General features: G+C 31.5%; 23 protein-coding genes. 19 read left to right on the top strand and 4 right to left on the bottom strand.

Features of this window, described 5'->3' with window-relative positions; translation table 11 throughout:
• Nucleotides 1-191 precede the first annotated feature (191 nt).
• The 4 genes from CELAL_RS16325 to CELAL_RS16310 all read left to right on the top strand — a co-directional run bounded on the left by CELAL_RS16325 (nt 192) and on the right by CELAL_RS16310 (nt 2,801).
• A complete protein-coding gene (locus CELAL_RS16325; RefSeq protein WP_169311407.1) occupies nt 192-539 on the top strand; it encodes a hypothetical protein in 348 nt (115 codons plus the stop codon).
• 49 nt (nt 540-588) lie between these two features.
• On the top strand, nt 589-1,482 hold the full coding sequence (locus tag CELAL_RS16320; protein WP_013548995.1) for an IS1595-like element ISCal1 family transposase: 894 nt from the start codon (nt 589-591) through the stop codon (nt 1,480-1,482).
• Between the two features lie 99 nt (nt 1,483-1,581).
• Entirely contained in the window at nt 1,582-2,223 is a 642-nt protein-coding gene (locus CELAL_RS16315; RefSeq protein ID WP_041557778.1) for a hypothetical protein, read from the top strand.
• A 29-nt stretch (nt 2,224-2,252) separates the two neighbouring features.
• On the top strand, nt 2,253-2,801 hold the full coding sequence (locus CELAL_RS16310; protein ID WP_013551992.1) for a TPM domain-containing protein: 549 nt from the start codon (nt 2,253-2,255) through the stop codon (nt 2,799-2,801).
• 177 nt (nt 2,802-2,978) lie between these two features.
• On the opposite strand, the gene CELAL_RS16305 is transcribed toward CELAL_RS16310, so the two are convergent.
• Nucleotides 2,979-5,300, bottom strand: coding sequence for a DNA topoisomerase 3 (locus CELAL_RS16305; protein WP_013551991.1), 2,322 nt, complete (start codon nt 5,298-5,300; stop codon nt 2,979-2,981).
• Nucleotides 5,301-5,764: 464 nt separating this feature from the next.
• Here CELAL_RS16305 and CELAL_RS21620 point away from each other — a divergent pair, with 464 nt between their 5' ends.
• From CELAL_RS21620 to CELAL_RS16250, 12 genes are all read left to right on the top strand, one after another.
• Nucleotides 5,765-6,805, top strand: coding sequence for an SH3 domain-containing protein (locus CELAL_RS21620; RefSeq protein WP_169311406.1), 1,041 nt, complete (start codon nt 5,765-5,767; stop codon nt 6,803-6,805).
• A 765-nt stretch (nt 6,806-7,570) separates the two neighbouring features.
• A complete protein-coding gene (locus tag CELAL_RS21615) occupies nt 7,571-8,584 on the top strand; it encodes a DUF6630 family protein (RefSeq protein ID WP_013551989.1) in 1,014 nt (337 codons plus the stop codon).
• A gap of 237 nt (nt 8,585-8,821) precedes the next feature.
• Entirely contained in the window at nt 8,822-9,553 is a 732-nt protein-coding gene (locus CELAL_RS16290; protein ID WP_013551988.1) for a hypothetical protein, read from the top strand.
• Between the two features lie 92 nt (nt 9,554-9,645).
• Complete coding sequence (locus tag CELAL_RS16285) at nt 9,646-9,852, top strand: hypothetical protein (protein WP_013551987.1); 207 nt, start codon at nt 9,646-9,648, stop codon at nt 9,850-9,852.
• Between the two features lie 154 nt (nt 9,853-10,006).
• Nucleotides 10,007-10,555 carry an STM3941 family protein gene (locus CELAL_RS16280; RefSeq protein WP_013551986.1) on the top strand — a complete coding sequence of 183 codons (549 nt, stop codon included), beginning with the start codon at nt 10,007-10,009 and terminating at the stop codon, nt 10,553-10,555.
• A 135-nt stretch (nt 10,556-10,690) separates the two neighbouring features.
• Entirely contained in the window at nt 10,691-11,272 is a 582-nt protein-coding gene (locus tag CELAL_RS16275) for a DUF5071 domain-containing protein (protein ID WP_013551985.1), read from the top strand.
• Nucleotides 11,273-11,430: 158 nt separating this feature from the next.
• Nucleotides 11,431-12,012, top strand: coding sequence for a hypothetical protein (locus CELAL_RS16270; RefSeq protein ID WP_013551984.1), 582 nt, complete (start codon nt 11,431-11,433; stop codon nt 12,010-12,012).
• A gap of 95 nt (nt 12,013-12,107) precedes the next feature.
• Complete coding sequence (locus CELAL_RS16265) at nt 12,108-12,680, top strand: hypothetical protein (protein WP_013551983.1); 573 nt, start codon at nt 12,108-12,110, stop codon at nt 12,678-12,680.
• A 288-nt stretch (nt 12,681-12,968) separates the two neighbouring features.
• The gene (locus tag CELAL_RS16260; protein WP_013551982.1) at nt 12,969-14,141 is read left to right on the top strand and encodes a hypothetical protein; all 1,173 of its coding nucleotides are present in this window, start codon (nt 12,969-12,971) and stop codon (nt 14,139-14,141) included.
• A 349-nt stretch (nt 14,142-14,490) separates the two neighbouring features.
• On the top strand, nt 14,491-14,769 hold the full coding sequence (locus CELAL_RS22640; RefSeq protein WP_052304015.1) for an alpha/beta hydrolase family protein: 279 nt from the start codon (nt 14,491-14,493) through the stop codon (nt 14,767-14,769).
• Between the two features lie 164 nt (nt 14,770-14,933).
• The gene (locus CELAL_RS22635) at nt 14,934-15,155 is read left to right on the top strand and encodes an alpha/beta hydrolase family protein (RefSeq protein WP_052304014.1); all 222 of its coding nucleotides are present in this window, start codon (nt 14,934-14,936) and stop codon (nt 15,153-15,155) included.
• A 298-nt stretch (nt 15,156-15,453) separates the two neighbouring features.
• Nucleotides 15,454-17,295, top strand: a complete 1,842-nt coding sequence (locus tag CELAL_RS16250; protein WP_013551981.1) for a PLP-dependent transferase — start codon at nt 15,454-15,456, stop codon at nt 17,293-17,295.
• Nucleotides 17,296-17,775: 480 nt separating this feature from the next.
• On the opposite strand, the gene CELAL_RS16240 is transcribed toward CELAL_RS16250, so the two are convergent.
• The 3 genes from CELAL_RS16240 to CELAL_RS16230 form a co-directional block, all read right to left on the bottom strand.
• The gene (locus CELAL_RS16240) at nt 17,776-18,831 is read right to left on the bottom strand and encodes a flavin-containing monooxygenase (protein ID WP_013551979.1); all 1,056 of its coding nucleotides are present in this window, start codon (nt 18,829-18,831) and stop codon (nt 17,776-17,778) included.
• 182 nt (nt 18,832-19,013) lie between these two features.
• Nucleotides 19,014-19,682, bottom strand: a complete 669-nt coding sequence (locus tag CELAL_RS16235; protein ID WP_013551978.1) for an RluA family pseudouridine synthase — start codon at nt 19,680-19,682, stop codon at nt 19,014-19,016.
• A gap of 76 nt (nt 19,683-19,758) precedes the next feature.
• The gene (locus CELAL_RS16230) at nt 19,759-20,823 is read right to left on the bottom strand and encodes a methyltransferase (protein ID WP_013551977.1); all 1,065 of its coding nucleotides are present in this window, start codon (nt 20,821-20,823) and stop codon (nt 19,759-19,761) included.
• Nucleotides 20,824-21,598: 775 nt separating this feature from the next.
• Here CELAL_RS16230 and CELAL_RS16225 point away from each other — a divergent pair.
• The 3 genes from CELAL_RS16225 (at nt 21,599) to CELAL_RS16215 (ending at nt 24,530) form a co-directional block, all read left to right on the top strand.
• Entirely contained in the window at nt 21,599-23,515 is a 1,917-nt protein-coding gene (locus CELAL_RS16225; RefSeq protein WP_013551976.1) for a DUF294 nucleotidyltransferase-like domain-containing protein, read from the top strand.
• Nucleotides 23,515-24,177 carry a 3'-5' exonuclease gene (locus tag CELAL_RS16220; protein ID WP_013551975.1) on the top strand — a complete coding sequence of 221 codons (663 nt, stop codon included), beginning with the start codon at nt 23,515-23,517 and terminating at the stop codon, nt 24,175-24,177. The genes CELAL_RS16225 and CELAL_RS16220 overlap by 1 nt, the downstream gene beginning before the upstream one ends.
• 164 nt (nt 24,178-24,341) lie before the next feature.
• On the top strand, nt 24,342-24,530 hold the full coding sequence (locus tag CELAL_RS16215) for a hypothetical protein (protein WP_013551974.1): 189 nt from the start codon (nt 24,342-24,344) through the stop codon (nt 24,528-24,530).
• Nucleotides 24,531-24,532 lie beyond the last annotated feature (2 nt).

The raw sequence follows: 24,532 nt of genomic DNA, 5'->3' as shown, positions 1-24,532 counted from the left end.
GCTCTAAAAAATTGTAAGCATTATTTGTCCTTTAAGTATCTTGAAAAAAGAATGGAATAGTAGCCTAAAAAAGAAACTGTACTTCCCTCCTATGATCATAAATTATCGCAAATTTTCTATTTGATCAGTATTCACTAAATTAGATGCTTAAATACAACTATTTTTATACTAAAGGCTTAGAACCATACAACATGAAAAATATGTATAAAGTTATATTAGGAATTCTTGTCTGTTTAGGGATTGTACTATACTGGTTGAGTACTATTACAGAGGGAGAATATTACAGAAGCCGAAGTCCTGATGGTCAATATAGTATCTATGCCTCTAGGAACAAATATTTTAATTTTAATTTACCATTCACACGGTTTGGAGATGCTGGCGGAAAAATACATTTGTATGACGAATTAGAAAATAGCGAAGTTAGTTCTTCTTCTATTGACATGATTTCATATGTAGACGGCGATTTTTATTGGAGTGAAGATGAAGTATCAATGAAAGCTAGAGAAGCTATAGACTTACCTAGACATATAAATATTTAGAGGTCAGTAGCTAACTTCGTATCTTGATACTCAGTAAATATATTAAATTATGGATATTTTCAAGGGTCAAAATCTTCTAGAGTTCTCTGATTGCTTCAAAACGGACAATGATTGCAAAGAATATTTAGCAAATATTAAGTCTAAAACCCCTTTTAAATGTTCTAGATGCAATCATATAGCCTGTCAAACACGTGCTGATTTCTCTAGGCAATGTAATATTTGTAGACATACAGAATCCGCAACAGCAGATACATTATTTCACAAGGTAAAGTTTGGTGTTCGCAAAGCATTTTTTATTTGTTTTGAGATGGCTACAAGCACGAAAAGCTTATCTGCAAGTTATATGGGAGTACGTTACGGAGTAACAGAAAAAACAGCTAGACTTTTTATGCTTAAGGTCAGAGAAGCTATGTCTTCGAGTGGGAATAATCCTATGGACGGAGTTGTTCATGTAGATGAATTTGTTTTAGGGGGCAGAGAAGAAACAAAAGTTGGCAGAAGCTACAATGCTAAGAAAAAGAAGGCGGTTACAGCTGTTCAGCTTACAGAAGATGGAAAGGTAAAAAGAATGTATGCTATGAAAATAGATGATTTTTCAGCACAATCCTTACAATATATTTTTGTCAACCATATCAGCCGAAACGCAAAGATTACTACAGATAAATGGAGAGGCTATAGTCCTATTGCAAAGGCTTACGACATCACACAAATAGAAAGTAATGGAGGGTTAAATTTTAAAGCGCTTCATACAATGATACATCAGGTTAAATCTTGGATAAGAACAACTTATTCTTGGGTTAGTGACAATAATTTAAATAGATATTTCAATGAATTTTGTTTTAGAATAAACAGATCTCAAAGTAAAGCTACAATATTCAATAATCTTATTGTTAAAATGGTCAATAATGATAAAATCAATCAAGCTGAATTAATAAGTAATTAACTACTGACCTCTATAAATATTAAAGCGTTAGACCATTATTATAGTTCCTTTCCTGTAAAAAACTCTTGGGATTTTTTTATTGAAGGAATTACTTACAAGGTGAATAAAGAGATTAATGAATTGATTGTTAGAAATGAAGCTGGAGATATCGTATTACGAGATATTACGTATATCGCTCAGATAAATAATGGTTTTCAAGTATTAAATAATACTCCCGCCATTGCATATTATGATGCAGCACTAAATAAACTTGAGCATGCTCCTACTGCGGAAATGATAAGCAATGAATATTGTGGCAATGTAACAACCTATGGCCTTAAAATTGAAGAAACTGAAAAATACTATATTTTAAAAAAAGCGGTAGGGTTTACAAGCTATAACTTTACTACGTACAAAAGTATTGATTCTGTAAAGAAAAAAAATATCAAGAATATTCATTTTTTAAATAACAAACGCAAAATAGCTTTCAACGATAATGCCCCAAAAGAAGACTATGTTATCATAGATTTTGGGGACTATTTTGGAATTCTGTCTGAAGAATTTGGAATAGCATATTTTGATACCATAGACGTTACCAAAAGGCCCATAAAAACAATGAGAAACGGATTGTATGGATATTACAATATAACGCCTACTAAATATATAGAAATAAACCCTTTTACATATAATTTAGCTAGATTTAAAGATAAAAAAAATAATGAAGGTTATGTAGCTATTGATGGCAATGAATATTACGACTAACTAACTAATTAAAAAAACCATTGTATTTTATGCAGAACATAAGAATAGCATCTAAACTACTACTCCTTTTTCTAGCTTTAAATGTATTTTCATATAAAGCCGCAGCTCAAGAAACTGAAACTGGAAATCCTACTCCTGAATATGATTTTTCAGAAATAGAAAAATCCCCTTTTCCAGAGCCTATTGGAATTATAAATGACTACGGACAAGTTTTTACGGAATCGCAACGTTCGGAATTGTATACACTACTTTATGATTATGAAAGTGAAACTAATCGACAAATTGTAGTGGTTACTATAGAACGCTTAACACCCTATGATAATATCCAAGAATACGGAACAGATTTAGGACAAGCTTGGGGAGTTGGCAGTACAGATAGAAATAATGGTATGGTAATAATTATATGTAAGCCTTGCCGACAAATAGGAATTGCAACGGGATCTGGAACCCGAGAGGTTTTAACGGATAGAATTTGTAATGAAATAATTACGAATACCATAGTACCTGAATTTAAGAACGGCAACTTTTATGACGGAATTAAAATTGGGTTAAATGAATTAATTACCAACTGGGAATAAATTCGGTAAGCAAAATCGGCCTTAAAATAGGTGTCTACTAAAACGAAGGCATAGGTATAAATGCAGTACGTTATAGGTTGCGCACTTAGTAAAGCCTAATGGTTCCTGTTTACTTATCTACTGAAGTATTAGGTAATAAGACCATTTCAATACGCTACTTTTTAGTGAAGATGATTACTAACTAGCCTGTTGGTTGAGTAACTCTATAACCAATGCTTTGGTCAAGGGAGTACCCTTGGCTTTTTCTCGTAGCATAGAAAAAGGATACCTAAACTTGCACCCGTTTTGATAGTTACTACACCCATATGCTGTTTTTCCTTTTAGGACTGTACCTTTTTTACATAAAGGACAAGGAATTGGTTCAGGTATAGAGTTTGTTTTTGGTGCTGGTTTATTGGCAGCCTTCTTTTCTTCTAACAACATTTCAAACTGTTCATTAAAACGCAATAAACCTTCTGTAGTGCCATGCGTTGTTTTAAAACCTTTAAGGTTTACCGTACAGCCCTTTTCTAATAAACGTGCATATTGTTTGTCAGATATTTTTTTTCCTTGAAAAACAAAGGGAAGCACTAAGGTACACCCTACCTTATATTCGCTGCATCCGTAGGCCGATTTTCCTTTTAAAAGTGTTCCTTGTTTGCATTTAGGGCAAGGTTTCCCATCTACTAATGCTGTTTTCTTTTCTTTTATTAATTTTGGTTTTGGTGCTGCTACATTGGCGGCAGCATGAGAAATTTTAATATGTCTTTTTTCAAGACGCACCTCATACACCAAATCGTCTATCATTTGTTTCATATTATTGATAAAAACACCTGCATGAAAATTACCATTTTCAATCTCCTTCAGTTGTTTTTCCCACAACCCAGTAAGCTCGGCAGAGGTTAACAATTTATTTTTTATGGTACCAATAAGTTGTATCCCTGTTTGCGTAGGTAATAGTTGTTTTTTATTACGTTCAATATATTTTCGCCTAAATAGGGTTTCCATAATGTTTGCCCTAGTAGAAGGTCTGCCGATACCGTTTTCCTTCATCAATTCTCTCATCTCATCATCATCTACTTGCTTACCCGCTGTTTCCATGGCGCGTAATAAGGTAGCTTCCGTAAATTGATTTGGTGGCTTAGTTTCTTTTTCTAAAAATGAAGGCTCATGCGGCCCTTTCTCCCCTTTTACAAAAGAAGGTAATAGCCCTTTCTCAGGCGTAGTTTTTACTTCCGGATTTTCAAAAACAACCCTCCACCCCTTTTCTAAAATTTTTTTTCCAGTAGTTTTAAATGTTACCGTATCGGTTTTTCCTACTACGGTAGTATTGGCTACCAAACAATCCGGATAAAAAACACCTATAAAACGTTTGGTAATAATATCATACACCTTTTGTTGGTTAAGCTGCAAATTCATTTGTACTCCCGTTGGAATAATAGCATGGTGATCGGTTACTTTTTTATCATTAAATACTTTAGATGACTTTTTTATTTTCCCTGCTAAAACAGCGGTCGTAAGGTTTTGATATTTTGTTAGTTTTTTCAAAATTCCTGGTACTTTAGGATACACATCATTCGGTAAAAATGTAGTATCAACCCTAGGATAAGTAACCACTTTTTGTTCGTATAACTTCTGAACCATTTTTAAGGTTTCATCTGCCGAAAATCCAAATTTAGTATTACAATAGACTTGCAAGCCGGTAAGGTCAAAAAGTTTAGGCGCGTATTCCTTTCCTTTTTTCTTGGTGATGGATACAATTTCAAAATCGCTTTCTTTAACTTGTTTAGCAAAAGCTTCGCCTTCTTCTTTCTTTAAAAACCGCCCTTTCTCACAATTAAACAGCGTATCGCGATATAAGGTTTGCAGCTCCCAATACGGTTCAGATTTAAAGCTTTCTATTTCCTTATAGCGGTTAACAATCATTGCTAATGTAGGTGTTTGCACCCTGCCTACAGATAACATTTGCTTATAGCCTCCGTGTTTAACGGTATATAAACGCGTAGCATTCATTCCTAAAAGCCAATCTCCAATAGCTCTAGAAAATCCTGCGTAGTATAGATTGTCATATTTTGCAGAAGGTTGTAATTTTTTAAAACCTTCTTTTATCGCTTCTGTAGTTAAAGAAGAAATCCATAGGCGCTGTACTTCACCTTTGTATCCTGCTTGATCTATAACCCAACGTTGTATTAATTCTCCCTCTTGCCCAGCATCTCCACAATTGATAACCAAAGTAGCTTTGTCAAATAATTTTTTTACTATAGTAAATTGTTTTTGAATCCCTGCGTTGTCTACCACTTTTGTTTTAAACTTATCGGGTAACATGGGAAGGTTATTAAGGTCCCAGCTTTTCCAATGTGGTTTGTAGTCATTGGGTTCAAAGAGTGTACATAAATGGCCAAAAGTATAGGTTACCGCATAGCCATTACCTTCATAATAGCCATCGCATTTTATATTAGCTCCTAAAACGGCAGCAATTTCACGGGCAACACTTGGCTTTTCGGCAATACATACTTTCATGACAGCAACAAAAATAGTTAAAATACATTGATCATCGAACTCAAATAGCAAGCAGAAATAAGGTTGGTGCTGTTTATTAGAGCGAAGTATTATGGATTAAAAAAAAAAAAATCATCTGGTGTAGTCTATAAAACGGAAGTACCCATTTCATTTCCAGGCGTTTGAGTCTCGTGAAACAAAACTAAAAGTGTATTGAGAACCGATAGAAAAAGAAACTTTAATGTCCGTTCCAATGCTAACGGTGTAGTGATACGAAACAGCAAGTGTATCGAGAACGAATTGGAATACTAAAAATTTTTTATCTTTTTTTTTACAAAAAATACATATACCGATTAAACTAAAATACGCACAACTAATGCGGAATACCACAGACAACTATAGAAAATATTTGCTATTTTTATAAGCAACAAAGCTTGCCTACCAAAAAAATAGAACATGCGCATATCTGTATGTTGACATTAATTATGAAAAAACTAATCCATTTTGTTATACTAATTATATTATTCAGTTGTAAAACTGACCCTAAAGAAACATCTGCAAAAAAGGAAATAATCCTACATAAAAACACAAACAAAGAAAAAGATTCTGAATTTAAGTATGTTATAGCTGAATCTGGGTTAAACTACAGAAAAAAACCAAATGGAGAAATAATTGGAAAATTTAAATATGGTAGAAAAGTAGAGTTAATTGAACACACCCATATATTTGAAACAATTAAAGATGAGCATATATTAAAGAAAGGAGAATGGCTTGGTGTCAAGTTAGATCAAGATACTGTTTATATATTTAGTGGATATTTGTCTAATAAAAAAATAAGCCGAAATTCAAATACTTCTTCAAAGACGAATACTAATGTTGGAGAAATGAGTATATATGAGAATTTGCCTCAATTAAAATTTTCAAAAATCACCAAAAATGAATTTGAAAAAATTGAATCCAACCCAAAAAACATATTACCTAAAATAAATAAAAATGATACTTTCTTTTTTATTAAGACAAAAAATGAAAATTTTAAATTTAAAGTTTACAAAGACTATAAAGAAAATGGAAGTTGGAGCGGAAGTGAATATATAGGTTATTATCCAAAACTCAAATTTTATGCAATAGAAACTAATTACACTCAAGACTATTTAGGTTTTAGTGAACTTACTTTAATTGATAGCATTTCAAATAATAAATATAATATAATATCTCCTGGAGACGGTGCTGTTGAGCAACCAATAACTTCTCCTAAGGGTAACTATTTAGTATATAAATATAATGTTATGTACGAGTTTCAAGGATGTTTTATTGGAGTAATTAAAGTAGATGAATTAAATAAAAATAATTCAAAAAAATATTTGACTGAATTCAAAAGTTATACTTCTGAAGATTGGGCTGTAGAGGAAATAAAATGGAAAGACAATAACACCCTTTATATAAAAACATACAAAGAAAAGCATACAGATAAAAAACAACGAAAGATATTGGACTACCTGAAAACTAACTTAGAAATGAAAAATTAACTATTACTAACACCTGTAGGCGTTGCACAACTCCATAATTTAGAAAAGTAAGACATAAACAACCGTCTTTCAAGGTGGTTTATTTTTTGATCAAGTAAGCAGTAGGTGATTTTTTAATATGCTTAAATGTGAGCGTTTTAAATGATAAGGGTTCTTTTTTAGAACAGCAAGAAAAGCTGCCATTCCTGCTTCACTTTTTATACGTTTTTACGTGTATTTCAAGTACCTCTGTCTACCAATAGACAGGTTTCGTTCAAAAACCGCCGCATATATACTCACTTTTTTTATATTCTTTGGGCGTTAAAATGATGTGCTTGCTTAACCAAGTATATATGCTTCTTTTTTTTTTACATAGAGTATTTAATAATAATAATAATACCTATACATAAAGAATATGTAGGAAAGTTAGTAAAAGATAAAACTATAGATAGTAGTGAAAAACTAAAAGATGTTTTAATCAAAAACAATATACCTTTTTAAACTGATACTAATAATTTTATAGTTTATGGGTATAAATAACACGGTCTATAAAACAGTATGGAAAAATAATTTTAAAGTGTCTAACAGAAAGTTGGTGCATACTAATTAAGTCCACCAAACATAAAATTTGGTATTTTCAACAAAAAAATAAAACCATACTATTTATATTTAACTAAGTGATAAATCGAAAAGAAAATCTTTATTTACTGCCTTACACCTGTTATACTAAATGTTGTGCGTTATTAAGTTTAACCCTATGGATAAGTAATAAATTTTAGAGACAAAATGAATAGAAAAATAATAATTTATTACTTAATATTGATTGTATTATTCTTCATCAGTATTTATCAAATAGTAGTATTTCAGTTTACAAAACTAGGAATTTGGGCTTTTCTATCAGAAATATGGGCTATTTTAACATTAATATTATTTGTTTGGTCTAAAAAAGATTTTACAGGTAAATCCTGGTTCACAATCAAAAAAAAGGAAAAAATTTATTCATTTGAAGAAAATAACTCTTTTAATGAAGAAGATTATATTTCAGCACTTCCTGAATTAAATATAAAAGAAAAGCAGGCCTATATTAGTTTGACCAAATTATGTTGTTCCGCTGAAATTCAGGGAAAAATAATCCCTTTCTTAGAAAAACTAAAAGACTTCTCAAGTGATAAAGAAGATTACATGTCAACTTTAAATTATGTGACGGAATTTTTAGATATCCATAATATCTTTTTTATTATGCCGCTTGACTTGAACCAGGATGTAGAAACTTTAGAATGGAGAATTACTACATCTTTACAAAACAATTTTCAAGACTCTGTTGAATTACCAAGTATAAGCAATTATCAAAAGAAGACGGTTTCTTTTGATAACGTATTTGAAGATTATGATACACCTTTACTACAAGCAGGATATCAAATGGGTTTTATAGATACTGAATCTGATGAATATATTATTGTCATTCACAAAGTTTCTGACAAGGAAAAAATCGAAAAATTAATTGATATTATTGGTTATAATTATTTTGATACACAGACGGATAGAAGATTACTAAAACCAAGATACCCCTTTATTATAAAGTATAAATTTAATAGCATAAAATTTATTTTTTCCCTTGTCATCTTAATTTTATGCCCTGCATTTACATTTGTAGTTTATACTGGTTTTTTGAAAGAAGGATTATCATTTATCGTTATTTTCATAGCAATTATCAACTTTTTATTCTATTATTTATCTATTTATTTTATTTATGACACACTGAGATTATATATAGGTAATAGATCAAAAACGAACGCATGATAAAAAAGAACTAAGGTGAAAAAGACTTTTTTCTTTATTAAATTTATACACTTGTAGTCTAGGCTTAAACTTCTGTGTAAGCTTTTTTATAGTATTTTTTTTAATTCCATCCTATTTAGTTACTACTAGAATAATCCTACGAATTTCTCTTAGGTTTGGTTTCCTTTTGTTAGTTTAGTGCGTAACAATCACGCCTAAGCATATGTGAACCGCTAACAAACATTTAAAACAAACATTGTGAGTAAGATTAAAAGCCTTATATTTTTCATTCTCTTTTTACCATTTAGTGCATTTGCAGAATATAATGGTCATCAAATTAAATTCTCAATTGAATTTAAAGATGGAAGTGAAATAATTGGATACAATTTTTTATCATCTATTTACCAAAAAGACAAATCTATAAGCTACACAGCGTTTTTAGAAAATAACTACCAACTTATATTGAGAAAGCAATCTAACGACTTAATCGGAGAATTTACATATTTTCAGAATAGAATTAAATACGACTATTCAGATGATGAAGGAGCTAAAAAAATTATTTATACGCTGACAGATAAAAAAGAGGTTGATAAAAATAATATAGAAAAAATTAAAATAATTGAACTAACAGACCAATCTTACGCAATTGGAATTTCTACTAAACACGCTTGGGAAGATCGTTTATGGATGAAAAAGAAACCTGTTGAGAAATACTCTATTGGAGGAACTTTTTGTTCTTATCACATTTATATTCACAATAAAAATGATAAAACGGACAGAATTATTAAAGTCCTCAAAGAAATTTCCATCCGTTTTGAAGAAGAAATTAAAGAACAAAAAGTGATAATAGAAAACCCTGATGGTACAAATTATTACCAAGTAGAAGAAAAAACTAACAAAATAGAACAAATAATCGACCCCAAAATATCAAAAGAATTGCAAAATTTTAGCGATGAAAAGGTTGTGATCATAACAATGTGTAGTTGCTGAAAACGAAGATATTACATAAAAAATCGGATAAATTAAAATTAAAAAAACAACTTTTTAATTACTGTAATTCCAACACAAATAAATAGATAATTATGGAAGACTTAAATCCATCTTTCAAGAAAAAATTATCTTATATTGGGTATCGTATTAATGGTAATTGGCACGACATTAACCGTAATAAAAATTTAGAAGAATGTGGTAATGTATATGGAATAAGTCATCAAGACCTCAATATTGAATATAAATGGGTTAATCTTGGGGAACTAATCTATGACCTCATACATGGGTTTTATGATTAGAAAATAATGCCGTAAAACACAATACTTAAATACTATAAGTCAGTAGAGCTAAGCGTAAGCTGTACATAGGATGGCACTTACAAAAAAAAGGTTTAGATGCTTAACATACCAGACACCAAACGTTACCCAACTTTTGACCAAGAAAAAGAAGAAAATGACAGAAAAGATAGAAATACCATTAAGTAAAAATAAATTATTTTTAGGAATTGGAGGTTCAATTATTTTGGTTGTTTTAGGTATTTGGTTAGTGATAAATGCAGATGAATTTCAAGAACACTCAATGCAATTATTAAGAAATCCTATGGTAATTAAAGCTGCTGGAACTTTAGCAATTCTTTTCTTTGGAGCGACAGGGATTTATGGATGTAGAAAACTATTAGACAAAAAAGTTGGATTAATAATTGACTCAAACGGAATAACGGACAACTCGAACGCATCGAGTGTTGGACTCATTGAATGGAACGATATTTCTGAAATTAAAACACAGCAAGTTATGTCTACAAAATTCCTTCTGATTAATGTCATTGATTCTGAAAAACATATTGGGAAAGCAAAAAGCGGATTGAAGGCAAGACTCATGCGGACAAATATGAAAATGTACGGAACACCACTTTCGATAACATCGAATACGTTAAAATATGATTTTGAAAAACTTGAACAATTAATACAAGCTGAATTTAATAGGAATAAAAATCTTGGGTAACTCCGTTTATAATTTCATGTTAGTTCTAATCTGCGTACGCAAATCTTCGCGGATTTCTATTCGGTTTTTATTTGTTAATTTAGTAACATATCGAACACCTATTACAACAAACATACCTTTAGCAACAAGCATAAAATGAAACTAATTGAGAGAATAGAAAACACTATCGAATATGGTATTTCATTTGACCAACAATTAGAAAACCTATCTCAATTTGACCATATAACAGAAGACGAAATATTGGAATTAACTGTTCATATTAAATCCTATAAAGTTGGTATTTTAATAGAATATTTAGGATTTGAAAAGTTGAATAATTATTTACCGAGTTTTCTTGAGTTTTTGCAAGATGCTAATTGGCCTGCATCTGGTGGAGTATCTAAAATGCTCGTAAAAGCAAGAGAAATAATTATACCTGAAATTAAAAGAGTATTTAATGAATTCACAAATGATGAAACATGGCATTATTGGATTCTAGTACTAATAATAAAAAACTGGAATAAGGAATTAGTAAATAAGCTTAAGCCAGAATTAATTAAATTAATTATTAAGGCAGATAAAGAAGGTGCTTCAATTCAAGCTTTAAGTATACTGAAAGAAAAGGAGCTGATATCCGAAATAGAAATTAAAGAATATTATCAATATCTTCTAAAAAAGTTTGAAGGAGATAAGTTTTGGATAGAAGACTTAAAAGATGAAATAAAAGCTCGTTCCTAACAGTCTGTTTAATTTATCGCACAGGTTATTTGTGCTCGGAAAATCTTACGAATTCCCCTAAGTTTTGGTTTCCTTTCGCTAATTTAGTTGCAACAAGCATATCTAAGCACATACCAAACGTTAGCAACAATTAGGAGATTTAAAATATAAATACTGAAATGGTCAAAAATAATTATAGATACAGTCTAGCTTTATTTCTTATTTTTTTAATGTCGTGCAACATAAACAATAAAGATAAAATAATACCAGAAAAAGAAGTTTTAAAATCAATCATTGGTACTGATACTAACAGTTTACCTCAAAATCTAGAAACTTTCCCAATTGAACGCACTGATATTTGGGATTCAATTAAAAAAACTGGATATAAATTCACAAACAATTCCTTATTCTCAGAGTATTCTTGTGGAGGCGAGACACCTTATTATGATTTAGGAAATTTAAATAAGAATAAGATTTCGATAATTTCAAATAGTGGTTGTTATGATTCTGAATGGGTAGATCTTTTAGTTTATAACGAACATAAAATAATTTCTACCTTATTAATTGAGCAAGAATATTATGAAATAGATGTTGAGGGTGGCATGAATATCGATTTAGCAAATGGAACGAAAACAACTTTCAAGCTCTTTTCTAATCATGAGATAGCACTTACTTCTATTAAAATTAAAGATAGCGTGATGTCTAGTCCAAAAACAGAAAATTTTAAAATCACTCCTTCTGGAAATATAATTAAACTTTAGAGTATCTAATTTTTACCAAACAAAATCTAGAATTAATATTTACTTACACTTAAATATAGAACATTATAAGAGTCATTCGCCGTTAATTTAAAAAAATGAGAATATCTATCATTATTATAATTGCATTTCTGTACAATCTACCTTCCTATTCTCAAAATAAGGAACCCTTTAAATCTGGAAGAATGTATAAGCTTTATGGACAAATAACTGATAAAACGACTAAAGACACCCTAAGTATTGTAAATCTGGAATTTATGGATAAAGATTACAAAAGAATTAAAGCAACAGTGTCTGATTTTGACGGAATGTACTTCATATCTTTTTGCTCTAATCTATTAAAAAATGATACTCTTTTAATAGAAGTTTCTAAAGCTTATTATAAAGAACAAAAAATTATTTATAAGATTAATACTGATACAATTATTAATATCAGTATGACTCCCCATAAAAACAAAATCTATACAAAAAAAGAACTTTTAAAATTTGAAAGAGGTATTGGATATTATGGCTGTGGAGTTCTTTATGATGATGATGATATATATGATGAAATGGAATACGAAATAAATGAGGCCACTTATAGACATTATTGCAGTGGAGTGAAAAAGAAATATAGAAGTATAATTGATGGGAATGAAGATATTTCTGAGTGGATTCTAATTGAAGAATAAAACTACTGGCAACAAAGAACTGAGGTAAAAAAAGCTCCTTTCATTATTAAATTTACAGACTAATCGTAAAGGCGTATATTTCTGTTCCCCTCTATTTTAGCCTATCTTTCTTAACTTTAAATATAACCTTAAGCTTGGTTCTAAGAACCCATAGATTAAACTTAGCTTTCGTTTTAATAGAAGAACAAATTATGAAATAAGGCAAAAAGAGAAAGAGATTTAGACTACTAGGTTTCGTGTATATTTCCAATTTAAAATGATGAAAAGCAGCATAAAAAATAATAAAGAATGAAAAAAATAGAAAACAATGTATCTTTTAAAAGGCAAGGTGTTTTTAAAAGAAAAATAATTCTTTTGACAACGGCACTTATTTTTAACTTGCTTTTTTTAAGCATGAGTAGTAACGCTCAAACCTATGAAGGAAATATACAACTTAAAAGTCAAAATGAAATAGATAAAGCGCTTAGTAAAGGAGGGGTTTTATATAATATTACTGCGATTAACGGGTATTTATATTTAGGAGACAGATCAAATGCTACTGATATAACAACCATAGCATCCTTTTCAAAAATTAAAACAATAACAGAGGGATTATATATTTATAGCAATTTAGAACTAAAGTCATTAACAGGCCTAGAATCTCTTGTTTATTTGCCTACCCTAGATATTTCATCAAATATAAGTTTAGAAAACTTAGAAGGTTTAAATAATTTAAAAAAAGTAGAGGGAGAATTTAGAATTGCTCACAACACTGCACTTCTTTCTCTAGAAGGCTTAACTAATTTGCATACTATAGGAACCTTAGAGGTGTATTTTAATACTAATCTAAAAAGTTGCAAAGGCTTAGAAAAATTAAAAACCTTGCTTTCTTATTTAAGTTTTGATAGTAATCCTAACCTGACCAGTATTGCAGCGTTGCAGCTTACAACCATAGGAAGTTCTTTATCCATTAAGCAAAATGAGAAATTAGAAAATTTAAAAGGATTAGAAGGCATCACCACTATAGGTAAAATAGTAGTGAGTGGAAATACGTGCCTTACATCCCTAAAAGGCTTGGATAATTTAAAATTAATTTCTAGCGGAATTATGATAAGAAGTAATGAAAAATTAACCTCTTTATCTGGTTTGGATAATGTAAAAAAAATAGGAGGTTATCTAGATGTTACAGAACATGACCAACTAGTGTCCTTTGAGGGCTTAAATAAACTAAATGAAATAAACGGAGAATTGTACATTGGAAGAAACGAGGCACTTAAGAGCCTAAATGGACTTGAAAATTTAAAAAGCGTAGGTGAATTAAAGATTTTGAGCAATACAGGCTTAGAGGACTTTTGTGCTCTTAAGAATATTTTTGAAGGAGTGGTAATAGAAGAAGAATCAAAAAATAACTTTCAAATTAAATCTAATGGTTATAATCCTAGTCTTCCTGATTTAAAAACAGATAACTGTAAAAAAATATAGAAGAATAACCTAAACAGCAGCATCAAATACGAGCAAGAAAAATACAGTCAACCTGCTAGTCGTCATAAAAAGAAGTCCTTATTCTAAAAACATTTTTATTGGATTTAGTTCATTTTTAAAATGATTTTTATCTAAGCAATTTAGTAGCCTTTTGTTTGCGATGCCCTGCATAAGCTTAGTAATGGTTACTTCTTAAACAATTTAGATTCTTTTGTTGGTTTAACTGCGTAGTATCGACAAACCAATAAGTTCGGTCCTGTTTAAAATCTAAAACAACATAGAAAATAAACTCGGACAAGAATTAGCTGCTAGAATTGAATTTCCTATAGCAGACCCGAAAAGTTATGCTGTGTTTGCGCACTGTTTTACGTGTGATAAAAACCTTACAGCAATTAGAAATATCATTCGAAGATTAAACAAAAGTGGTATTGTTGTATTAAGTTTTGATTTTACCGGATTAGGAGAAAGTGAGGGTGATTTTGAGAACACCAACTTCTCTTCTAATGTAAACGATTTAATTGCGGCAGCCGATTTTTTAAAGAATAATTATTCGCCCCCAGATATTTTAATCGGACACTCTTTAGGAGGTGCTGCCGTTATATTTGCTGGCAACATATCTCAAGTATAAAAGCAGTTTCGACCATAGGAGCCCCATCAAACCCAAAACATGTAGCTCATTTACTTGCTTCAGGAATTGATGAAATTAATGAAAAAGGAGAAGCTGTTGTAGCAATTGGAGGCAGAGCATTTAAAATACAAAAACAGTTTCTAAATGATATTAACGAGCAAAACATGGAAGAGACTTTAAAAAAGTTAAAATTACCCTTATTAGTTTTTCACTCCCCACAAGATAAAACCGTTGGTATAGAAAATGCTGCTCAAATCTATAAGGCTGCATGGCACCCTAAAAGCTTTATTTCTTTAGATGGTGCGTCTCATATGTTATCTAATAAAAATGATTCTATTTATGTTGGAAAAATGATAGCAAATTGGGTAGATCGGTATATTAATTAAGCCTTTCTCTAAGCTATCTTTAAATTCTACAGAAGCAAATTTTACTCATTTAAAAAATAAGTAAACCAATTTTACAAGGGGCTACCTATCTTTTTAAAATGGCTTTGCTTTTAGTCTGTTTAGTATAGTTTTTAATCCGGACGCCAAAGCTTGCCACAAAAACGAAATAAGATCCGGTTTACTGCTACGCTATTTATAGCTCCTACCCTATTCAAGATAATCTTACAATTACGCATCAATACACGCTTTAAATACCGCTAATTAACGTAAATTACCGGTTTATTTAAAGTCGGTAATTATGAAAGAGAACAAAATGTTTACTTATATTAAAGAGGTATTAGAAAACATGCCATCAGGTTGGTTAAATATAACCACACACCGATTAGATCTTTATGATGAAAAATTGGCAAAAACACAATTTTTAGACCAGTTTGAAACCTTATATACGGACAATAATACGAGTGCTGCTGCATTAAATAAGTTACCCACTGCCTACGACTATATAAGATTAGGGCACCCATTATCCTGTTTATTAGAATGGGGAATTGCTCAATTAAATAATTTAAGGGCTGAAAATGTTATTAGTTTTTCTTCAAAGACCCTTCCTATATTGGCAATTCTGAGAACAAATTTATTAGACTCTAAACATACCCAAATCGTATATACCCAAGAATTACCAGCGTGTTTTGACGCTGATGTAATAAAACGTGTTTATGGGTATACTTTTGAATTGAAAAAAGTTAAAAATAGTGACGAAATTTCTAAGTTTGATGGGAGTACAATTTTCCTTTCAGATCAAGATAAAATTGGTCCTATTGATACCAATCCTAACATCGACTTTTTTATTAGTCTCTACGGAAATTTAGGAAGTGTTTTAGTGGTAAATGGTGCACAAAACGAATCTTATGTTTCTGCTATTCAGCATGTACGTAGAAGAGAAACCATTGCGATGACACCCGCTAATTCTCTTACGGCCTTAAATGCTGTAATAGCACAGTCTGCTATAGCATATAAAAGCCCTGTTGAAGCTAATAAAATAAACGTCTTACAAGCTATCCATAAAATCACAGGAGCAGCTACAAAGCCTTTGGTGGCTTCTAGCGGTCTTTCTATTCAGTATGCTATCTTGATGGGATTAATTGATAATGCCTTAGAAAACCATAAAGGAAAAGCTATAAAAATTATTGTTCCTCCTAATTGTTATGGAGGTACAAATGACCAAGCTAGACGAGTTGCCGCTTGCCTAGATAATGTAGAAATAGTAGATTTATTGGTAGATGGTGATAATGATATGGTGCAAAGTATAGATACGGTATTAAGTACCATTGCTCATCAAGATGCGGTACCTTATATTATAGCAGAAATCCCTACTAACCCTAGGGTTGAAGTTCCCGATCTTATTAAGCTAAAAGAGGTTTTAAGTAAAAAACGTAAAACGGCAATTGGTGGCACAGCTATAGATCCCGTTTTTATTTTGGATCAGACATTTTGCCCTAACGTACTTTTCTTAGGTGAAGATAAAATATTAGCTTCTGTTAGAACCATCTCTTATGTGAGCGGGTCAAAATTCCCAAGTGGCGGACAATGTACAGCGGGCTATTGCGTGACAAATAAAAAAACAGAGGCTTTGCTTGAAAAAATAGAAACACATCTAATGCTGTGCGATAATGAGGCTACACCGCTTCAATATGAAATATTAGCCAAACAATTACCTTCTATGAATCAGCGAATTCACGATGCCTACAAAAACACCCGTGAATTTGTAAATTTTATCCACACGGAATTACCCGATGCTAAAATTAATTTTGTTTCCGAAGAATTAGCAAATCAAGGATTTACGCCTTCTGTTTTTTCATTAGACCTACCTACAAAAGGTACTACAGATAAGGAAAAAGAAGCCTATAAAAGAGCGCTGAATTTGAAGTTAATAAATTTAATGATCACTGAAATTCCTGATGAAAGTAAATTCTGCGTAAGTTACGGACAGTTAAAAGGCTGTTATTGGACGGTACCTGCAACTTCTACACAAGGAACCACTAAAGAAGGCGATAAAGATTATATTGTGCGCGCATCACTTTCTCCAAATTTAGATGTACAACGTCACAAGGACGTTTTTTTGAAATTTGTTGAGAATATATAATATTGATAATGACTTTATTATTATTAAAAATAGGCACCCTAATTGAGCGAAAATTTTAGAACCATAAGTACATAAAGCATACATTGGATCGTATATTTCAAGCAGTTTATAATATTTTAAAATGGATTTCTAAAATCTCTGGTCTTACGTACCATGAAGTCAACATAATTATATATTATATTATAATTCCAGGCTTCTTTGTTTTTTTAATAAGCAGAATACTTAAATCAAAATCATTAATTTTTGGCTTTATAGTCTTTGTTTTATTTGCTATTTTTATAATCCCAGATTTTGAGAAATTCGCTACTGCCCTATTTGAACATTCTGTTCTATTTTTAAATTGGTTTGAATATTTCGGATTAAATTACGTGCAAGCTTCCGTTGTTATTTGTGTACTAATTCCTATTTTGATTATAGTACTGCTAACTTATTTGAATAAAAAACCAACGAACTAAAAATCTACACAAACAATGATTAAAATTAATCATTGTTACGTATCTCATTTGCTAAATAAGTAGCATCCTTAGATACTCCGCCTAAAGTTGCAGATCCACGGGTATACATCCAAGGCAAGCCTATAAAATATAAGCCTGTTATATTACTAACGCCCCTGTAATTTTTTGGATAACTATTGGCATCCAGCTCCAAACCTTCTATCCATTTAAAATTTGGACGGTACCCTGTTGCCCAAATAATATTTTTAATAGTAGAAATTTTCTTGGTTTCAAAAAACATTTCCTCGTGTAATGCATCTTTAGTCCTACCTACCGCTATTACGTTTTTTCTAGAAAGAATTTCCTTAACATCGGTACCAATTACTGGTTGGGTAGAAGAATTAATCTTCTTCCCTATCCAACTATATTTGGTATAACTTAAAAACCCAATTAATGTAAACCACCACCATATTGTTTTACCTAAAAATTGCTGAGGAATAGATTTTACATTGGTATTCCCAGAAAAATATACGGTTCTAGAACCATCTTTAGATATTTCATTTAGGATTTGATATCCAGAATCTCCACCACCAACTACTAAGGCATCCCCCTCTTGTAATTGGTGTATTCCTTTGTAATAATTACTATGCATTTGAAGTACGCTGCTTGATAGCTTTGTATGGCAAGGTGGTGTATATGGAATATGAAAAGGTCCTGTAGCCACAATTACATGATCTGCTTCAAGCATTCCATCTTTATAGGCAATACTAAATCCTTTTTCTGTTTTACGAACAGCAGTAACTAAGGTATTTAATTGTAAAGGAATTTTAAATGTCTTTACATATTGTTTAAAATAGGAAGCTACTTCAAATTTCGTTGGATAATGTCCTTTTGGAGCCTCAAACTTTAAGCCTGGTAAATGGTTGTATTCAGTAGATGTAAATAGCTTTAATGAATCCCATCTATTTAACCATGAAGCACCAATTTCCTTTTCCCCATCAATTACTAAAAAATTTTTATTCATTTTTTGTAAATGATATCCCATAGCTAAGCCTGCTTGAGCTGCTCCGATCACTACATAATCCAACTTTTTATTACTCATTCTAATACACTACAAAATTAGTCGCAAAAGTAACCATCATTAAATGGAATGTAAGTCCATTTTAAAAATTAAAAAGAGATACCTCTAATTACCTGTTCAGCATATAGTCTTTTAAAGTGGTAATCAGGAGTCTAAAAATAGCAGCATTCTTTCTACGGATGCATACTGCTGGTTTAAATGAGTTATAAGGATTTAAATTCCCAAAATTTATTCTTTGGCAAAGGAGCTACAAAAGTTTTACTTTCATTAGATCCTGAAACTTGATAGGTTAACTTCCAAGAATGAAGACAAACAGAAAGAGGATAATATTCTTGGTCTGAACCATATTTTTCATCTCCAATAATGGGAAGTCCTATATGTGCTAATTGGGCTCTTATTTGATGAAATCTCCCCGTTTTAGGTTGTACTTCTAAAAGATAGCCAAAGTTGTTTTTTGCAATAACCTCATAACTAAGGCTACAATCTAAAGACTCTTTTGATTTAGTTTGAATAATGTCTGCTCTTTTATCTTTATTATTTTTTACAAGAAAATTGACTAAATCACCTTTAGTATTTGCTGGTTTATTTTTAACGATGGCCAAATATGTTTTTTGAACTTGCCGACTACTAAAAAGTTCATTAAATGCCACGAGAACGCTTTTCTTCTTAGCAAAAATTAAGACGCCACTGGTAACTCTATCTAATCTATGAATAACGCCAATATAGGGTTTACGTTTTTTTTGTAAAAGGTGTTTAAATAGCTGGTCTTCTATGGTATTATCCTCATAAGGGTTTTTTTCACTTATATATCCGGCCGTCTTATTTACAACGATATAATCATTGTTTTCTTCTACTACTTCTAGATTTGGCATTAGCACGTTACTTTTTACAGGGTATTATATTTTTATTTTGCTAGACGATTTATGACTTGCACATTATTACAGCCCATTAATGGGTTAAAACCCATAACTCTACTTCTTCTAACGTACGCCAATGTTGGTCTCTCTTTGTTTTATCTGAGGCTACCTTCACAGATTTTTTGTGACATTTCTCTAATTTAAACCTACCCCCATTAGCCAATTCCATTGCTATAGGATGTTCTTTTGTAGCATTTGTTATCTGTCCTAAATTAGAAAATAAGACCACCAATTTACCTTCTGGCAAGAGGTGTTTTTTTGCTGCTGCAAAAAATTCTGGAAATAGATCTTTAGTATAATAAATAGCTTCATCAATACGATCTAAATCATGTGCTTGTGGCAGCCAAGGCGGATTGAAAACAATTAGTTCTGTTTGCTTTTCAAATTTACCAAACAGCGAACCATGATCTAAAGCTATTTTTCTAGATAATTTTGTATCTCCCATAAACTCAGTTAAACCAATAATTGAATTAGGGTTTGTATCTGTACCAAAAACCTTCTGAAAACCGTATTTTACCATTTGCAAAGAAAGTATACCACTACCAATACCGATATCTGTTGCAGATTTTTTAGGACCCTCGTATCGTTTTAACCATTGGTCAAAAAGTATTAAATGATCAAAACGTGTTGGAAAATAAACTCCGTAATAGGGATGCATTTTATTTCTTAACACAGGAACTGCAATTCCGTTTTCATACCATTGCCAAGCACTATTTAATCCTTGTACTTGAGGGAAAGGCAATAAAAAATCGCTTATTTCTGGATACAACTTTTCTAACCAACCAATAGAAGGTGCCTTTTTAACGATTAACTTATTAGCAACAATTTCTATTAAAATAAGATTGGATAATTTTTGATAAGCGGCACGAAATTTACGTTGTTCTTGAAAAGAATCATTAGGAAACTTTTTTTGAAGATAGTATTTCAATTCTTTGAGAAGTACTAATCCATTACTATAAAAAGCTGTTATGAGCACAGGTTTACCAGCTTCTAATGCTTTAATAGTAAGATTAACGTCTGAGCCACGATTGAACATTTCTAATTGTTTATCTAAAATAATAGGTTGTGGCTTGCTAAGCTTTATATCTGTACTCATCTTTATGGTTTTAGTTTTGTAATGACTCTTTTTAAAATTTATATTCTTTTATGCGTGAGGGATTGCAGTGTAAATCCCACAGCCCGCTCCCGATAGAACGGGAGCAGGGCGAGGAATTGTAACGAAAAGCCCGACCTTGCTTCTGAACCTTCTTCAGGAGCAAGGACACGCCCAGGCCTAAGTAAGGATACTTTACGGAGTTTGCTTTAGGTTCTTATAGAAAACAAGGGTTTGTATCCTACTTATTGAACTTAAAAAATGCGCCGCATATGATGCTCCTTTGGCTATACTTATGGTGCTTTTAAGCAAACCATGCTTTTTAATGATTTGAAACGAATTGCAGACTAATGACCTTAGCAATGCGTAGGGTTAAAAAGTATTAGATAGTTACCTACTACCAACCAGTCATTAAGCTGGTTATTTAGGTTTCACAGATCAGCAAAAGGGCCTATAAAATAAGCCTCGGCAATTTGCTAAAGTGAAACTAAAGGATAAATAATACGCTGTAAAGATACTTTTTTAAACCCTATTTTAGGAAGAATATAAAAGGAATAATCAATTGACGTCGGGTACTAAAGCGTTCTTCTTTTAATGATTTGAGTACAATTTGTTTCACCTTCGTTGCATTGATGCGAGCTTGGTAGCGTATGGCATTAGATGAGACTAAAAATAACATTAATGTCTTTATTTTATTTGGCGTACTATACTTAAAAAACATCACTCATAAAACCACATATGCATTAGATAGATTATTTTTACTGTAGAATGCTTTTCTATGAAAAACACCATATCGCAACGAGTAGCAGATTTTTTAAAAAACTACCCTCCATTTAATGGATTAAAAAGTGATGATTTACAGCTACTTTCGGAACAGATTACCATTATATACCAAGAAAAAGATAGTATAATTTTCACGGAGAAAGAGGTAGGTCATGACCACTTTTACGTTATACATAAAGGTGCTGTATCTCTAATTAGAAAAACAACCAATACCATCGTAGATATCTGTGACGAGGGTGATATTTTTGGCTTACGCCCTTTAATGGCCAACGAAAACTATGAACTGGAAGCTAAGGCACATGAAGAAAGTATTCTTTATGCTATTCCTATTGCCCTTTTTAAACCACTGGCTTTAAACAATACAGCGGTAGGTAATTTTTTAATAGAGAGTTTTGCTTCGAACACGAGAAACCCATACTCAAAAAATTATCGTGGTAAACTATACAGTGACAATTCTGACCCAGAAAAAAGCACTCCTAACTTGCCGCTTATAGATTTACAACCGGTACAATATTCTAAAAAAATAATTTCTTGCGGTCCGCGAACCACCGTAAAAAGAGCTGCTGAAATAATGACTGCTAAACAAGTTGGAGCCATTATTATCGTAAAAGATGCGTTGCCCATTGGGATTATTACAGACAAAGATTTACGCAATAAAATAGTCACTGGTGATTATCCTATTACTACTGCGGTTAGTAAAATTATGACGAGTCCAGTAATTACATACCCAAAAAACCTGACCATTACTCAGGCACAAATGGCTATGATGAAAAGTAACATAAGTCATTTATGCCTTACCAAAGACGGAACGGTAGCGACTAAGTTAGTCGGAATACTCTCTAAACACGATGTAATGGTTGCTTTGGGTAACAACCCTGCCGTTTTAATGAAAGCTATAAAACGTGCTAAGAAAGTAAAACACCTTAAGCCTATACGAAAAAACATCATGGATTTATTACGAGGTTACCTCGCTGAAAACATCCCGATGACCTTGGTTTCTAAAATTATATCGGAATTAAATGATGCTTGCTTAAAACAAGTGATTAAAATTTCATTGGATAAAATGGAAAATAAACCACCTGTGAAATTTGCATGGTTAGCGCTTGGTAGTCAAGGGCGGAGTGAACAAATGTTGCATACCGATCAAGACAATGCTTTAATTTTTGAAGATGTTTCTGATGATATGCTTCCTAAAACAAACGCCTATTTTTTAGACTTTTCTAAATTAGTTACCAAGGGGTTAAATGAAATTGGTTATGAATACTGCCCGGCGGAGATGATGGCTTCAAATCCGCAATGGTGTTTAAGCTTTAGTGAGTGGAAAAAAACAACATCGCATTGGATTATTAATCCAGGTATTGATGAAGTATTACTTTCTTCCATATTTTTTGATTACAATCTAATTTATGGAGAACCAAGTTTAGTTACAGGGCTTTCTGAACATATCTTTTATACGGTAAAAAAATACCCTATATTTTTTGTGCATTTAGCGAAAGGCGCGCTTCAAAACCCTTCTCCTACAGGATTTTTTAGACAATTTTTAGTAGAACAAGATGGGGCACATAAAGATTCTTTTGATGTAAAAAGTAGAGCCTTAAGGCCCTTGACTGATGCCGCTCGGGTACTTATTCTATCGCACTCCATTAAAGCGATTAACAACACTGCAGAGCGCTTTGAAAAACTTGCGGAACTAGAACCCAACAATAAAGAAATCTACCTTGCATGTTCCTACGCTTCTAAAGCATTATTAAAATTTAGAACAAAACAAGGCATTACAAATAATGATTCTGGACGTTATATAGCTTTAAACAATCTAAGTAAAGAAGAGAAGATAAAGCTTAAGCGTACTTTTAAAACAATAAAAGAAATTCAAGAACTGGTAACCCTAAGGTTTCAATTAAAAAATATGTAATGTTTAACTTTTTAAAAAAAAACAAAGCCAGTCTTCCTCAATTTTGGAACGACTATGCGTTAAAATTTAAAGAAAAACCTACGGAAAAACTAGTTGACACCGTATATACTGTTTTAGATACTGAAACTACGGGTTTTGATTATTCTAACGATAGAATCTTATGCATTGGTGCTGTAAAATTAGTACAGCAACAAATTGCGATAAGAGATGGTTTTGAAGTATTTGTTACACAGCAAGTGTATGGTAAAGATGCCGCCCCAATCCACGGAATACTCAAAAACAGTACAGTTCCTAGGGTAACTGAACTAGAGGCTTTAGAACAATTTATTACCTATGTAGGGAACAGTGTAATTATTGCACACCATGCAATTTTTGATTTAAATATGATTAACAATGCCTTACTAAGAAATGGATTACCCGAATTAAAAAACACCTATTTGGATACTTCTCATCTCTATAAAAAGACAATTATTAGATCTAATTTAATTACAAGAAAAGAAAATTACACATTAGATGAATTAGCTGATAAATTTAGCATTTCAAAAAAAGATAGGCATACTGCTATGGGTGATGCTTATATTACAGCTATACTCTTTTTAAAGATTATTAGTAAGCTAAAAGAATCCAAAAAAGAAGTAACCCTCAGTTTTTTACGCGATTGATTATAGATATATAACGTACAAGCCTATTTTTATATGAAAAGAAGGAAAATTGTTAGTTATAAATACAGATAACCAACAATTTTCCGTTTAAATGTAATTTTTTAAGTCAAAACGCATTATTTTAAGAATATTTTATTAATTTCAGCAATCAAACCTCCGAGAGCATGAAAAGAATTCAAAAAATTAAGAGCTTTATTTTCCTTATGGCATTTATAGGATCAGCTACCTTTTATGGTACAACTCAAGAAAGTCCTAAATCTTCGGCCATTAAAAATACAGAGTACAAAAAAACTAGCCAAAAAACACCTCTTAAAAAAGCTAATTTGGTTACTGCTCATGTTATTATTAAGTAATT

Origin of the sequence: Cellulophaga algicola DSM 14237 (assembly GCF_000186265.1) — a bacterium.
In the GTDB taxonomy this organism is placed as follows: domain Bacteria; phylum Bacteroidota; class Bacteroidia; order Flavobacteriales; family Flavobacteriaceae; genus Cellulophaga; species Cellulophaga algicola.
The sequence above is the reverse complement of the archived record's forward strand: the minus strand, read 5'-3'. Positions and strand labels throughout refer to the sequence as shown.